Source organism: Streptomyces calvus (genome assembly GCF_006782915.1).
GTDB classification, from domain to species: Bacteria; Actinomycetota; Actinomycetes; order Streptomycetales; family Streptomycetaceae; genus Streptomyces; species Streptomyces calvus.
The window spans coordinates 56,154-70,114 of sequence record NZ_VCNP01000034.1 but is presented as its reverse complement, the minus strand read 5'-3'; the positions used below and the strand labels follow the sequence as shown (position 1 = coordinate 70,114).

8 protein-coding genes, 1 tRNA gene and 1 pseudogene are annotated in these 13,961 nt (G+C 73.3%); 8 read left to right on the top strand and 2 right to left on the bottom strand.

The window, feature by feature from the left end:
- The first annotated feature begins 156 nt into the window (after positions 1 to 156).
- The 8 genes from FGW31_RS15555 (at position 157) to FGW31_RS15520 (ending at position 12,773) form a co-directional block, all read left to right on the top strand.
- Positions 157 to 747, top strand: coding sequence for a small secreted protein (locus FGW31_RS15555; RefSeq protein ID WP_142194016.1), 591 nt, complete (start codon positions 157 to 159; stop codon positions 745 to 747).
- Between the two features lie 213 nt (positions 748 to 960).
- Positions 961 to 2,490, top strand: a complete 1,530-nt coding sequence (locus FGW31_RS15550) for a DUF7059 domain-containing protein (protein ID WP_142194015.1) — start codon at positions 961 to 963, stop codon at positions 2,488 to 2,490.
- A 272-nt stretch (positions 2,491 to 2,762) separates the two neighbouring features.
- Positions 2,763 to 2,960, top strand: coding sequence for a hypothetical protein (locus FGW31_RS15545; RefSeq protein ID WP_142194014.1), 198 nt, complete (start codon positions 2,763 to 2,765; stop codon positions 2,958 to 2,960).
- A gap of 246 nt (positions 2,961 to 3,206) precedes the next feature.
- Complete coding sequence (gene topA / locus FGW31_RS15540) at positions 3,207 to 6,050, top strand: type I DNA topoisomerase (protein ID WP_142194013.1); 2,844 nt, start codon at positions 3,207 to 3,209, stop codon at positions 6,048 to 6,050.
- A 131-nt stretch (positions 6,051 to 6,181) separates the two neighbouring features.
- Entirely contained in the window at positions 6,182 to 9,394 is a 3,213-nt protein-coding gene (tmk, locus tag FGW31_RS15535; RefSeq protein ID WP_142194012.1) for a dTMP kinase, read from the top strand.
- Between the two features lie 284 nt (positions 9,395 to 9,678).
- Positions 9,679 to 10,884, top strand: coding sequence for a DNA polymerase III subunit delta' (locus tag FGW31_RS15530; protein ID WP_142194011.1), 1,206 nt, complete (start codon positions 9,679 to 9,681; stop codon positions 10,882 to 10,884).
- A gap of 104 nt (positions 10,885 to 10,988) precedes the next feature.
- The gene (locus tag FGW31_RS15525) at positions 10,989 to 12,581 is read left to right on the top strand and encodes an alpha/beta hydrolase (protein WP_142194010.1); all 1,593 of its coding nucleotides are present in this window, start codon (positions 10,989 to 10,991) and stop codon (positions 12,579 to 12,581) included.
- A gap of 115 nt (positions 12,582 to 12,696) precedes the next feature.
- Positions 12,697 to 12,773, top strand: a tRNA-Thr gene (locus FGW31_RS15520).
- Between the two features lie 203 nt (positions 12,774 to 12,976).
- Here the strand turns inward: FGW31_RS15520 and FGW31_RS35655 are convergent.
- Both FGW31_RS35655 and FGW31_RS15510 read right to left on the bottom strand, forming a co-directional pair.
- Positions 12,977 to 13,210: pseudogene (locus FGW31_RS35655) on the bottom strand (GPP34 family phosphoprotein); the annotation flags it as partial.
- 36 nt (positions 13,211 to 13,246) lie between these two features.
- Entirely contained in the window at positions 13,247 to 13,927 is a 681-nt protein-coding gene (locus tag FGW31_RS15510; protein ID WP_142194009.1) for a TetR/AcrR family transcriptional regulator, read from the bottom strand.
- Positions 13,928 to 13,961 lie beyond the last annotated feature (34 nt).

Genomic DNA, 13,961 nt, shown 5'->3' with positions numbered 1-13,961 from the left:
GGCGGCGCGCGTTGACGCGCCGCCCGCCCTTTCCGTGGGCGCACCCCCGGTCGTGAATCTTCTCTCGCTTGGTGCAAATGGCTTCAAATGTCTCTTAGCGGACGTTCGGCGGGTGGGCGTAGCCCATCCGGCGTGTATGTTCCGGGGCCGAGAGCCATGGAAGGGACCAATCCGGTGAACAAGAAGCTCGCGGCCGCACTGTCCGGCGGTGCGGTACTGGTACTGGCGCTGACGGGATGCGGCGGCGACGACAGCGACGAGAAGCTCGACGCCTGGGCGAAGCAGGTCTGCGACGCGGTGCAGCCGCAGGCCGCGAAGATCAGATCGGCCAACGCCGCCATCCAGAAGGAGACCTCGGACAACAGCACGCCGGAAGAGGTCCAGAAGGCCGACTCGAAGGCCTTCCAGGACATGTCCGACGCCTACAAGGCGATCGGTGCCGCCGTGACCAAGGCCGGTGCGCCCGACGTCGAGGACGGCGAGAAGAAGCAGAAGGACGCGGTCAAGGAGCTCAACAGCATCTCCACGTCCTACGCCTCGCTGAAGAAGCAGGTCGACGGCCTGGACACCGACGACCAGGCGAAGTTCGCCGACGGCCTCAAGGACATCGCCTCCGAGCTGGAGAAGCTCAGCAAGAGCGGCAGCGACGCCCTCAGCGCCCTGGAGGAGGGCGAGGTCGGCGAGGCGATGTCCCGGCAGGAGAGCTGCCGGACCGCCACCGCGCCGGCGCAGGCCACGAAGGGCTGACGCCGCGACAGCAGCGACGCGACGGCGCCCCGACGGCCACCACGGGGCGCCACCACAGCGGCTCACGGGCCCCTGGGGCCGGTCCCGGGACGCCACGTCGGCGGTCCCGGACGCCTCGTCAGCGCTCGCGCGGCGGGGCCGCCGGCCGGCGCCGGGCGGTCCGCGAGCGGGCGCGGGGCGCGCCGGGCCGGGGCGGCGGCCACAATGGAGGGCGTGAGTGACGCCAGCCTGCCGCCCCTGCCCTCGTCCGACCGTCCCGAAGCCGCCGCCCGGCTGCGGGACGCGCTGCTCCGCGCCTCCTTCACCGCCGACGGACTGCTCGAACTGCTCGGCGCCCCCGCCTACGCGGCACTGGCCCGCAGCGAGACCGTGCCCGCCCTGCGGGCCACCCGCGGGAACACGCCGCCGGAGCTGCTCGTACGGCTGTTCCTGCTGCAGCAGCCGGTGGCGCACGCGCGCCTCGCGGACGTGCTGCCCGTCGACGTGTGCCTGGACAGCGGGTGGCTGACGCGCGCCGGCGCGGACGAACTCGCCGCGACCGTGGACGTACGGCCGTACGGCGGGCCGGCCGGTGAGGACTGGTACATCGTGTCCGACCTCGGGTGCGCGGTCGGCGGCGCAGGAGGCATCGGCAGCCGGGACGAGGGCGTCGTGCTCGGCGTCGGCGGCGCCTCCACCACCCTGGCCGGCATCACCGTCCGTACGCCCGTGGCCTCCGCGCTCGACGTCGGGGCCGGCTCCGGCATCCAGGCGCTGCACGCCGCCCGGCACGCCACCCGCGTCACCGCCACCGACGTCAACCCGCGCGCCCTGCACATCACCGCGCTGACGCTGGCACTGTCCGGCGTCCCGGCCGCCGACCTGCGCGAGGGGTCGCTGTTCACGCCGGTCCGGGACGACGAGACGTACGACCTGATCGTGTCCAACCCGCCGTTCGTGATCTCACCCGGGGCGCGGCTCACCTACCGCGACGGCGGGATGGGCGGGGACGATCTGTGCCGGACGCTCGTTCAGGAGGCGGGGGAGCGGCTGAACCGGGGCGGGTTCGCGCAGTTCCTCGCCAACTGGCAGCACGTGGAGGGGGAGGACTGGCAGGACAGACTCAGGTCGTGGGTGCCCCGCGGCTGCGACGCGTGGATCGTGCAGCGCGAGGTGCAGGACATCACCCAGTACGCCGAGCTGTGGCTGCGGGACGCGGGCGACCACCGCGGGGACCCGGCCGCGTACCGGGCGCGGTACGACGCGTGGCTGGACGAGTTCGAGGCGCGCAAGGTGCGGGCGGTCGGCTTCGGCTGGATCACCCTGCGCAGGACGGGTTCCGCCGTTCCGTCGGTCACGGTCGAGGAGTGGCCGCACCCGGTCGAGCAGCCGCTCGGCGAGACGGTCAGGGCGCACTTCGACCGGCTCGACTACCTGCGGGCGCACGACGACGCGGCGCTGCTGGAGGCGCACTTCCGGCTGGCCGACGAGGTCGTGCAGGAACAGGTAGGGCTGCCCGGCGCGGAGGACCCGGAGCACGTCGTGCTGCGCCAGAACCGCGGCATGCGCCGGGCCACCCGGGTGGACACGATCGGCGCGGGCTTCGCGGGCGTGTGCGACGGCAGCATGAGCGCGGGCCGGATCCTGGACGCCATCGCCCAGCTCCTGGGCGAGGACCCGGTGGTGCTGCGCGACCGTACGCCGGCCCAGATCCGGCTGCTGGTCGAACAGGGTTTCCTGGAGCCGGTCGGCACCGGGCGCTGACCCCGCGAGGACGCACCGTCCACTGGAGCCCAGACGGTCTCGGCAGTCACATCACTCCCACTGACCGCTCCTGCACCAGGCGCGCGGCGACGCGGCTCCGCCTTTTTCACATCGGGCAGAAAACTCCGTCGAGGAGCCCCGGGTCCGCTCGCGGCCCGGGGCGCCCCGCCCGTAGCCCTCGCGTTCACCTCCGGTTCGCGTGCGGGTCGCCGCGGCGTGACAGCCTCGCCGCGGGGCGGTACCAGCGCACGGGGAAAGAGAGGGCCGGGGCCATGGAAAGCGGGCCGGCGATCTTCGCGGGAATGGTGTTCTGCCTGTTCGGGGCCAGTTTGCTGGCCTGGACCGTGACGCGCGTCCGGCAGCACCGCCCGGTCGCCCACGGTGTGAGCCCCGTCGCATCCGCCACCGTCGCCGGCGTCGTCGCGACGCTCTCCCTGGCCCTCGGCGCATGGTGCTTCACCCGCCTGTGAAGAGCGGAGAAGCATAACCGCTGCCCGTGACCGGTGGATCGCGCTCCGCACAAGGGCGGGCCGAGTCTGGACACTCCGGGCGGCAGGAACGGTGGTAGTCGGGTTACCGTTCGAGTGGCCGTTGCGGGCTTTTCCCGTTTGACACGGGGGCGGGATGTACCGTCACACTCCGCAGCGTCACCATGACCCGACCCCGGGAGGAACCGCCTGGGGAGGCCCGAGCGTCGACCGGAGAGAAGAGCGAAGTTGTCCCCGACCAGCGAGACCGCGAAGGGCGGCCGCCGACTCGTCATCGTCGAGTCGCCTGCCAAGGCGAAGACGATCAAGGGCTACCTGGGCCCTGGCTACATCGTCGAGGCGAGCGTCGGGCACATTCGCGACCTTCCCAACGGCGCTGCCGAGGTACCCGAGAAGTACACCGGTGAAGTCCGCCGCCTCGGTGTGGACGTCGACCACGACTTCCAGCCGATCTATGTGGTCAACGCTGATAAGCGGGCCCAGGTCAAGAAGCTGAAGGACCTGCTGAAGGAGTCCGACGAACTCTTCCTCGCCACCGATGAGGACCGCGAGGGCGAGGCCATCGCCTGGCACCTGCAGGAAGTGCTCAAGCCGAAGATCCCGGTCAAGCGCATGGTGTTCCACGAGATCACCAAGGACGCCATCCGCGAGGCCGTGGCCAACCCGCGCCAGCTCAACCAGAAGCTGGTCGACGCCCAGGAGACCCGCCGCATCCTCGACCGCCTCTACGGCTACGAGGTCTCGCCGGTCCTGTGGAAGAAGGTCATGCCCCGGCTGTCCGCCGGCCGCGTCCAGTCCGTCGCGACCCGGCTCGTGGTCGAGCGGGAACGCGAGCGCATGGCGTTCCGCTCCGCCGAGTACTGGGACCTGACCGGCACCTTCGCGACCGGCCGCGCCGGTGACGCCTCCGACCCGTCGTCCCTGGTCGCCCGCCTCCAGACGGTCGACGGACGGCGCGTCGCACAGGGCCGCGACTTCGACTCCCTGGGGCAGCTCAAGAGCGCCAACACCCTCCACCTCGACGAGGCGAACGCCCGCGCGCTGGCCGCCGCCCTGGAGGACACGCGGTTCGCCGTGCGTTCCGTCGAGTCCAAGCCGTACCGCCGCTCGCCGTACGCGCCGTTCCGTACGACGACGCTGCAGCAGGAGGCGAGCCGCAAGCTCGGCTTCGGCGCGAAGGCCACCATGCAGATCGCGCAGAAGCTGTACGAGAACGGCTACATCACTTACATGCGTACGGACTCGACGACCCTGAGCGAGACGGCGATCGCCGCCGCCCGCGCCCAGGTCACGCAGTTGTACGGCGCCGACTACCTCCCGCCGCAGCCGCGCACCTACGCGGGCAAGGTGAAGAACGCGCAGGAGGCGCACGAGGCGATCCGCCCCTCGGGCGACCGTTTCCGTACGCCCGCCGAGACCGGCCTGACCGGCGACCAGTTCAAGCTGTACGAGCTGATCTGGAAGCGGACCGTCGCCTCCCAGATGAAGGACGCGACCGGCAACTCCGTCACCGTGAAGATCGGCGGCACCGCGGCCGACGGCCGGGACGTCGAGTTCAGCGCGTCCGGCAAGACGATCACCTTCCACGGCTTCCTCAAGGCGTACGTCGAGGGCGCCGACGACCCGAACGCCGAGCTCGACGACCGCGAGCGCCGGCTGCCGCAGGTCGGCGAGGGCGACGCGCTCACCGCCGAGGAGATCACGGTCGACGGGCACGCCACCAAGCCCCCGGCCCGCTACACCGAGGCCTCGCTGGTCAAGGAGCTGGAGGAGCGGGAGATCGGCCGCCCGTCGACGTACGCGTCGATCATCGGCACGATCCTCGACCGCGGCTACGTGTTCAAGAAGGGCACGGCGCTGGTGCCGTCCTTCCTCTCCTTCGCCGTGGTCAACCTGCTGGAGAAGCACTTCGGCCGGCTCGTCGACTACGACTTCACCGCCAGGATGGAGGACGACCTCGACCGCATCGCGCGCGGCGAGGCGCGGGCCGTGCCGTGGCTGAAGCGCTTCTACTTCGGCGAGGGCACCAGCAACGGTGACGCGGCCGAGGCGGGCAACGGCGACGGGGACCACCTCGGCGGCCTCAAGGAACTGGTCACCGACCTGGGCGCGATCGACGCGCGCGAGGTGTCGTCGTTCCCGGTGGGCAACGACATCGTGCTGCGGGTCGGCCGCTACGGCCCGTACATCGAGCGCGGCGAGAAGGACACCGAGCAGCACCAGCGCGCCGACATCCCGGACGACCTGGCGCCCGACGAGCTGACCGTCGAGCTCGCCGAGGAACTGCTCGCCAAGCCGAGCGGCGACTTCGAGCTGGGCACCGACCCGGCGACCGGCCACGCGATCGTCGCCAAGGACGGCCGCTACGGCCCGTACGTCACGGAGATCCTGCCCGAGGGCACGCCGAAGACCGGGAAGAACGCGGTCAAGCCGCGCACCGCCTCGCTCTTCAAGTCGATGTCCCTGGACACGGTGACCCTCGACGACGCGCTGAAGCTGATGTCGCTGCCGCGCGTGGTCGGCACCGACACCGAGGGCCAGGAGATCACCGCGCAGAACGGCCGCTACGGGCCGTATCTGAAGAAGGGCACCGACTCGCGGTCGCTGCAGTCCGAGGAGCAGCTCTTCACGATCACGCTGGAAGAGGCGCTGGCGATCTACGCCCAGCCCAAGCAGCGCGGCCGGGCCGCGGCCAAGCCGCCGCTGAAGGAGCTGGGCACCGACCCGGTGAGCGAGAAGCCGGTCGTGGTGAAGGACGGCCGCTTCGGCCCGTACGTCACCGACGGCGAGACCAACGCGACCCTGCGCTCCGGCGACAGCGTCGAGACGATCACACCGGAGCGCGGCTTCGAGCTGCTCGCCGAGAAGCGGGCGAAGGGTCCGGCCAAGAAGACGGCGAAGAAGACCGCCAAGAAGACGACGGCCAAGAAGGCGCCGGCGAAGAAGACGGCGGCCGCCAAGAAGACCGCGGCGAAGAAGACCACGACCGCGAAGAAGACGGCCGCCAAGACGACGACGGCGAAGAAGGCCGCCGCCACGAAGGCGTCCGCTTCGAACACGGCGGAGGACTGACGACCGAGCCCCCTGGGCGGTCTTCGCCCAGGGTTCGGAATGCGAACGCTCCGGCAACACTTCGGTGTCGGGGCGTGTGCATGTCAGGAGTGTCGTGCCGGGCTGTCGGCGCGGGCCGATAGGCTGAACGCATGACGCGAGCCGAGCAGCCAACGGCCCCTCAACCGGCCCCCGACGACTCCCTTGTCGCGGACTCACGAGAGCGTGCCGTCCGCGCCCTGCTGCGCCGGCCGCAGCTGAAAAGGCTGTGGAGCGCGCAGCTCGTGGGCGGCGTCGGTGACGTCCTCGCCCTCCTGGTCCTGGTCCTCCTCGCCCTTCAGGCCGCCGTCGCCGAAGGAGCCTTCGGCGGGGGCTACCGGGGAGCGGCGTTCGCAGTGGCGACCGTTTTCGGGGTGCGCATCCTCGCGACGCTGCTGTTCGGTGCCGTACTCCTCGGCCCGCTCACCTCGCTCACCTCGCAGGACGGCCCGCTGGACCGCCGCTGGACGATGGTCGGCGCGGACGGTCTGCGCGCCGCGCTGCTGATCGTGGCGCCGCTGTGGATCGACTGGATGCCCGGGGACGCCCTCGCCGTCCTCCTGGTCACCGCCTTCGTGGCCGGTGTCGCCGAGCGGTTCTGGACGGTGTGCCGCGAGAGCGCCGCGCCCGCGCTGCTGCCCGCCCCGCCCCCGGAGGGCGCGACGGTGCGGCCGCTGCCCGACCACATGGACGCGCTGCGCCGCCTGTCGCTGCGCACCGGCTTCCTCGCGATACCGCTCGCGGCCGTCACCCTCGTCGTCGCGTCCCTGTTCAACAACCTGCTCGGCACCGGCGTCGTCTGGTTCGCCGAACACCAGGCGGCCCTCGCCTCGTACGTCGCGGCCGGACTGTTCGCCGCGTCGCTGTCCGTACTGACCTTCCTGGACCTGCCCGGCACCCGCACGCCCCGCGCCCGGTCGCCGCTGGAGGGCCTGCGCCGCCCCAAGAGCGGCTCCGGTCCCGACAAGGGCCGCACCGGCGCGATGCCGCTGCTGGTGCTCGCGTCGGCCTCCGTCGCCGGCGCCGTGGCGGCCGCGGTCGCCGTGTCGGTGCTGCACGCCAAGGACCTCGGCGGCGGCCCCGTGCTGTACGGCCTCCAGGCCGGCGCCCTGACCGGCGGCGTCGTCGTCGGCATCCGCACGGCGCCCGCCCTGCTGCCCGCCCTGTCGCGCCGCCGGCTGCTCGCGATCGCCCTCGCCTTCACCGGCGTCGCGCTGCTGGCCGCGGGACTCGTCCCGGACGTCACCAGCGTGCTGCTGATCATGGCGCTGGCCGGCGTCGGCGCGGGCCTGGCCGCCAACACCGGGCACACCCTGCTCGACCAGGAGAGCGAGGACCAGCGCCGGGCCCGCACCACCGAGCACCTGCACGCGGTGGTCCGGGTGTTCGTGGCGCTCGGCGCGGTGATCGCCCCGGCCGTGGCCGCGGGCATCGGACCGCACCGGCTGGAGAACGGCCGCTTCGTCTTCGCGCACGGCGGCGCCGCCTTCACGCTGATGCTGGTGGGCGCGCTGCTCCTGCCGGTGGCCGCGCTGGTGCTGGCCAAGGTCGACGACCGTTCCGGGGTGCCGCTGCGGCAGGACCTGCGCGACGCGCTGCTCGGCGGCGACGACCCCGAGCAGAAGCCCGCCGCCTCCGGCTTCTTCATCGCCCTGGAGGGCGGCGACGGCGCCGGGAAGTCCACCCAGGCCGAGGCCCTCGCCGAGTGGATCAGGGGCAAGGGCCACGAGGTCGTCCTCACCCGCGAACCCGGCGCGACACCGGTCGGCAAGCGGCTGCGCTCCATCCTGCTGGACGTCTCCAGCGCCGGCCTGTCGCACCGCGCGGAGGCACTGCTGTACGCCGCGGACCGGGCCGAGCACATCGACACCGTCGTACGGCCCGCCCTGGAGCGCGGCGCCGTCGTCATCACCGACCGGTACATCGACTCGTCGGTGGCCTACCAGGGCGCCGGGCGGGATCTGTCGCCGACCGAGATCGCCCGCATCAACCGCTGGGCGACCAACGGCCTGGTCCCTCAGCTGACGGTCCTCCTCGACGTGTCGCCGGAGACCGCGCGGGAGCGATTCACCGAGGCCCCGGACCGGCTGGAGTCGGAGCCCGCCGAGTTCCACGCGCGCGTGCGGGCCGGTTTCCTCACGCTGGCCGCCGCCGACCCCGGCCGCTACCTGGTGGTCGACGCCGGTCAGGAGCCGGAGGCCGTCGGTGCGGTGATCCGGCACCGGCTGGACCAGGTGCTGCCGCTGTCCGAGGCCGAGATCCAGGCCCGTGAGGAGGCGCGCCGCAAGGCCGAGGAGGAGGCCCGCCGCAAGGCGGAGGAAGAGGCGGCCCGCAAGGCCGAGGAGGAGCGCCTGGAGCGCGAGCGCCAGGAGCAGCTGGCGCGGCTGCGCGCCGAGGAGGAGGAGCGCAAGCGGCGCGAGCTGGAGGAGGCGCAGCGGCGCGAGGCCGAGCGGCAGGCGGAGGAGGCCCGGCAGCGGGCCGAGGAGGCGCGCCGCCGCGCGGAGGAGGAGCACCGGCGGCTGCTCGCCGAGGAGGAGGCGCGCCGCAGGGCCGATGAGGAGCGCCGGCGCAAGCAGGCCGAGGAGGAGGAGCGGCTGCGCGCCGAGGCCGAGGCCGCGCGCCTGGAGAAGCAGCGCAAGGCCGAGGAGGCGCTGCTCCGCGCGGAGGAGGCCAGGCGGCTCGCCGAGCAGGCCGCGGCCGCGGCGGAGGCCGGCCCCAGGACGACGACGGCCCCGGCGGACCCGCGTTCCACCGGGCCCGCATCGGCCCGTCGGGACGTCGACGAGGCCGTGACCGTGCCGACGCCGGTGGTGCAGCCGGACGGCCCGGGCGGCCCCTCCGACGAGACCACGGTGCTGTCCCGGGTGCGGGACGAGGACGCCGGGCAGCGGTCCGGCGACTCCCGGGTGTCCGACGCCGAGGTGACGACCGAACTCCCGAAGCCGCCGGTTCCGCCGGGCGCGGCCGACGAGACGGCGGTGCTGCCGCCGGTTCCGCCGGGCGCCGCGGACGAGACGGCGGTGCTGCCGCCCGTCCGCGGGGACGAGCAGGGGCCCGCGGACCGGGTGCCGCCCGGCTACTTCCGGGACGAGCGCCCGGCGGGCGGCTACGACGGCCACCACGCACCCGAGGGGCCGGAGGACCGTACGCGGGAACTGCCGCAGGTCGACCCGGAGGCCACGCCCCGCCGGCGCCGGCAGCGGCCCGACTGGGCCGAGGAGACCCCGCTGGACGACCTGCCGTCCCTGGCGGACGAACTGCTGGGCCCGCGCGACGACGAGTACGGCGACGAGGGCGGCGGCCGCGGGCGGGGCGGGCGGCGCTGAGCCGCACCGGCACGCGCGGGGCGGCGGTCGTGCACGGGCCGTGGCGGGCCGAGGCTTCGGCGGCGTGCGTGCTGCCGGGGCTTCGGTGACGTACGGGCTCGGGCCGGCCGCGTGGCTCACCGGCGTGGCGTGGCGGCGTACGCGCCGAGGGGCGTCCGCGCCGGGACGTTCCGTGACCGGCGCCGTCGGTGACGGTGGCCGGGTCCGGTCGTTGTCAGTGCCCACCCGCACAATGGATGCCGTAGGACGGACGTGGCGGACGTGACGGAAGGGCGGGCTGACCCATGACCGTGTGGGACGACCTCGTCGGGCAGGAGCGGGTGAGCGAGCAGCTCGCCGCCGCCGCCCGGGACGCCGACGCCCTCGTCACCGCGGCGGCGTCCGACGCGCCCCCGCCCGAGGCGTCGAAGATGACGCACGCCTGGCTGTTCACGGGCCCGCCCGGCGCGGGCCGCAACCAGGCGGCGCGCGCCTTCGCCGCCGCGCTGCAGTGCGTCAGCCCCGACCGCGCCCTCGGCGGATCCCCCGGCTGCGGCTTCTGCGACGGCTGCCACACCGCCCTGGTCGGCACCCACGCCGACGTCAGCTCGGTCGCCGCCGTCGGCTCGGAGATCCTGGTCAAGGACATGCGCGACACCGTCCGCAAGTCGTTCACCTCCCCGGCCAACGGCCGCTGGCAGGTGATCCTCGTCGAGGACGCCGAGCGGCTGAACGAGAAGTCCGCCAACGCCGTCCTCAAGGCCGTCGAGGAGCCCGCGCCCCGCACCGTGTGGCTGCTCTGCGCACCGTCCATCGAGGACGTCCTGCCGACGATCCGCTCCCGCTGCCGCCACCTCAACCTGAGCACGCCGTCGGTGGACGCCGTCGCCGACATGCTCATCAGACGCGAGGGCATCGAGCCGGCCGTCGCCGCGGCCGTCGCCCGCGCCACCCAGGGCCATGTCGACCGGGCCCGCCGCCTGGCCACCGACCCCGCCGCCCGCGAGCGCCGCGCCTCGGTGCTGAAGCTGCCGCTGCGGGTCGAGGACATCGGCGGCGCGCTCAAGGCCGCCCAGGAACTCGTCGACGCCGCCGCGGAGGACGCCAAGCAGCTCGCCGAGGAGATGGACAGCAAGGAGACCGAAGAGCTGAAGGCCGCGCTCGGCGCCGCCCAGGGCGGCCGGCTGCCGCGCGGCACCGCGGGCGCCGTCAAGGACCTGGAGGACATGCAGAAGCGCCGCAGGACGCGCACCCAGCGCGACAGCCTCGACGTCGCCCTGACCGACCTGACCAGCTTCTACCGCGACGTCCTCGCCCTCCAGCTGGGCACCCGGGTCGCGCTCGCCAACACGGACGCCGAGGACGTGCTGGAGCGTCTGGCCCGCGGCAGCTCGCCCGAGGCCACGCTCCGCCGCATCGAGGCGATCGCCGCGTGCGGTGAGGCCCTCGACCGCAATGTGGCCCCGCTCCTCGCGGTGGAGGCGATGACGATGGCCCTCAGAGCCGGCTGAACACTCCCGTCCGCGACCGCGGTGCCCGCTTGACGACGTCACTCGTACGAGGCACAGCATGCGCGCACCGTACTCGTGCGATTGCGGAGAGTTACCATCGCTGTATGGACACAAGGCGCATCCTCCGCAGAACCCGCACCGGAGCCTGTCTGCTCGCCGCCGTCGCGCTGCTGACCTCCGGCTGCTCCTTCGGGAGCACGACGCGTCCCGTCGGCTCGGCGGCGGCCGCGGCGGAGGAGGTGCCCGCCCTCACCCCGCTGCCCCGCTCCACTCCCGCGGCCCTCGAGCCGTACTACGAGCAGAGGCCCGCCTGGCGGGACTGCGGCGCCCCCGGTTTCCAGTGCGCCACGCTGAAGGCCCCGCTCGACTACGCCGAACCGTCCGCCGGTGACGTCCGCCTCGCCGTGGCCCGCAAGAAGGCCACCGGCCCGGGGAAGCGACTGGGCTCCCTGCTGGTCAACCCCGGCGGGCCGGGCGGCTCGGCGATCGGCTACCTCCAGGCGTACGCCGGTGTCGGCTATCCGGCCGGCGTGCGCGCCCGCTACGACATGGTGGCCGTCGACCCCCGGGGCGTGGCCCGCAGCGAACCCGTCGAATGCCTCGACGGGCCCGCGATGGACGCGTACACGCGCACGGACGTCACCCCGGACGACGCCGGGGAGATCGACACGCTGGTCGCGGCGTACAAGAAGTTCGCCGAGGGCTGTGGTGCGGACGCGCCGAAGCTGCTGCGCCATGTGTCGACCGTCGAGGCGGCCCGCGACATGGACATCGTGCGGGCCGCGCTGGGCGACCGGAAGCTGCACTACGTCGGCGCCTCGTACGGCACGTTCCTCGGCGCGACCTACGCCGGACTGTTTCCGCACCGGGCGGGCCGTCTCGTCCTGGACGGCGCCGTGGACCCCTCACTGCCCGCGCGGCGGCTCAACCTCGAACAGACGGCGGGCTTCGACACGGCGTTCACCGCCTTCGCGAAGGACTGCGTCCGGCAGAGCGACTGCCCGCTCGGCGGCCGTGGCACCACGCCCGCGCAGGTCGGCGAGCGCCTCAAGGCGTTCTTCGCCGGCCTCGACACCCGGCCGGTCCCCACCGGCGACGCCGACGGCCGCAACCTCACCGAGTCGCTGGCGACGATGGGCGTGATCGCCGCCCTGTACGACGAGAGTGCCTGGCAGCAGCTCCGCGAGGCGCTGACCGCCGCGATGCGCGAGAAGGACGGCGCCGGACTCCTGGTCCTCGCCGACGGCTACTACGAACGCGGTGCGGGCGCCGACTTCAGCAACCTGATGTTCGCCAACGCGGCCGTCAACTGCCTCGACCTGCCGCCCGCCTTCGACTCGCCGGACGAGGTGCGGCGGGCCCTGCCCGACTTCCGCAAGGCGTCCCCGGTGTTCGGCGAGGGCCTCGCCTGGGCCTCGCTGAACTGCGCGTACTGGCCGGTGCGGGCCACGGGTGAGGCGCAGCGCATCGAGGCGAAGGGCGCCGCCCCGATCGTCGTCGTCGGCACCACCCGCGACCCGGCGACCCCGTACCGCTGGGCCGAGGCCCTCGCCGGCCAGCTGTCCTCGGCCCGCCTGCTCACCTACGAGGGCGACGGCCACACCGCCTACGGCCGCGGCAGCGACTGCATCGACTCCGCGATCAACGCCTACCTGCTCGACGGCACCCCGCCCACGGACGGCAAGCGCTGCTCATAGTCGGTACGACCACCCGGAGGCGGCCACTCCGGCCCGCCTCCGGGGCTGGTACGAAGCACCTCCGGAAACTGTGTAGACTTACCGGCGTTGCTGATCGCACCATGGTGCGCAGCGCGCCGCCTTAGCTCAGATGGCCAGAGCAACGCACTCGTAATGCGTAGGTCTCGGGTTCGAATCCCGAAGGCGGCTCCAGGCAGAGGCCAGATCACGTAGCTCGTGGTCTGGCCTCTTGTGTTGCTCGGGCGTGAGGCGCCGCACGGGCGGGCCTGCCGCGGGGCGGTCTCCGTCCCGCGCGTGCAGGCCGTGGCCGCCCGGTGTGCCGACGCGGTGTGGGCCGGTCGGCTTCGCATGGTGACCAGGGCCACCGCCGTCATCGCCGCCTGCATGTCCCGGATCGCCTTCTGCGCACTCTCACCCGCCCACTGCCCTGCGGAAATCTCCTTCATCCGTGGCGCGACCTCCTTGCGCGGCAGGCCGGGGCGGGCCAGGCGGTGCAGCTGGGCACGGTGGAGCAGTGCGACGAGGCCGGCCGATCGGTCGTCGGGCCGGGCGTGGCGCAGGACCAACTCCTCGAGCCGTCTTCGCAGTTCGCGCTCGACCGTGCCGTCCGACGCGGGGAACCGCCGCACCGGCCGGTGTGTGCCGGCCGGGGCGGGAGGTCGGCGTCACTGCGGCGTGCGGTCGGGGGCCGTGGTGGTGGCGGTGTCCGTGGCGGTGGCGGTGTGGAGGCCGGAGCAGAGGAGGTCGAATGCGCGGGCCGCGGCTGCGGCGATGCTGTCGCGGGCGTCCGTCGGTGGTTCGCCGGACAGGATGCGTTGTCGCAGTTCGCGCAGGGCGGCCCGGTGTGTGCCGGCGACGGCGCCTGCGAGGAGGGCGAGCAGCGCGGTGTCGGCCCTGCTCGGTCCGGTGGCGGTCGGCGGGTGTGCGGCCAGAGCGGTCGCCAACGCGGCCTCGGCGCGTTCGCCGATCTCGCGTTCGCGGGCGAGCAGTGCGGCGCTGTCGTGGATGACCTGCCAGAACCGGGGTGCCTCGGGATGGAAGCCGAGTGCGGGGTCGTCGTGCCGCAGGGCGGTCAGCAGGTCGTCGCGGACGGCCTCCACCGGGCAGGTGCCGGGCGCGCGGTCGCGTACCAGTGCGGCGAGGTGGCCCTCGACCTCCGCCTGGCGGTCGAAGAAGAGGTCTTCCTTGGTGGGGAAGTAGTTGAACACGGTGTTCGTGGAGACGCCTGCGTGCCGGGCCACCTCGGCGACCGTGACCTGGTCGAAACCGTGCTCCAGGAACAGCGGCAGGGCCGCGTCGGCGATCGCCGTGCGGGTCTGCCGCTTCTTCAGCTCTCGAAGTCCCATGCCCCGGATGATAGTGTCACTGAAAAATTGGAGT

Coding starts and splice junctions, on each gene's coding strand:
- FGW31_RS15555 (WP_142194016.1), top strand. CDS start 157: ATGGAAGGGACCAATCCGGTGAACAAGAAGCTCGCGGCCGCACTGTCC.
- FGW31_RS15545 (WP_142194014.1), top strand. CDS start 2,763: ATGGAAAGCGGGCCGGCGATCTTCGCGGGAATGGTGTTCTGCCTGTTC.
- tmk (WP_142194012.1), top strand. CDS start 6,182: ATGACGCGAGCCGAGCAGCCAACGGCCCCTCAACCGGCCCCCGACGAC.
- FGW31_RS15530 (WP_142194011.1), top strand. CDS start 9,679: ATGACCGTGTGGGACGACCTCGTCGGGCAGGAGCGGGTGAGCGAGCAG.
- FGW31_RS15525 (WP_142194010.1), top strand. CDS start 10,989: ATGGACACAAGGCGCATCCTCCGCAGAACCCGCACCGGAGCCTGTCTG.
- FGW31_RS15510 (WP_142194009.1), bottom strand. CDS start 13,927: ATGGGACTTCGAGAGCTGAAGAAGCGGCAGACCCGCACGGCGATCGCC.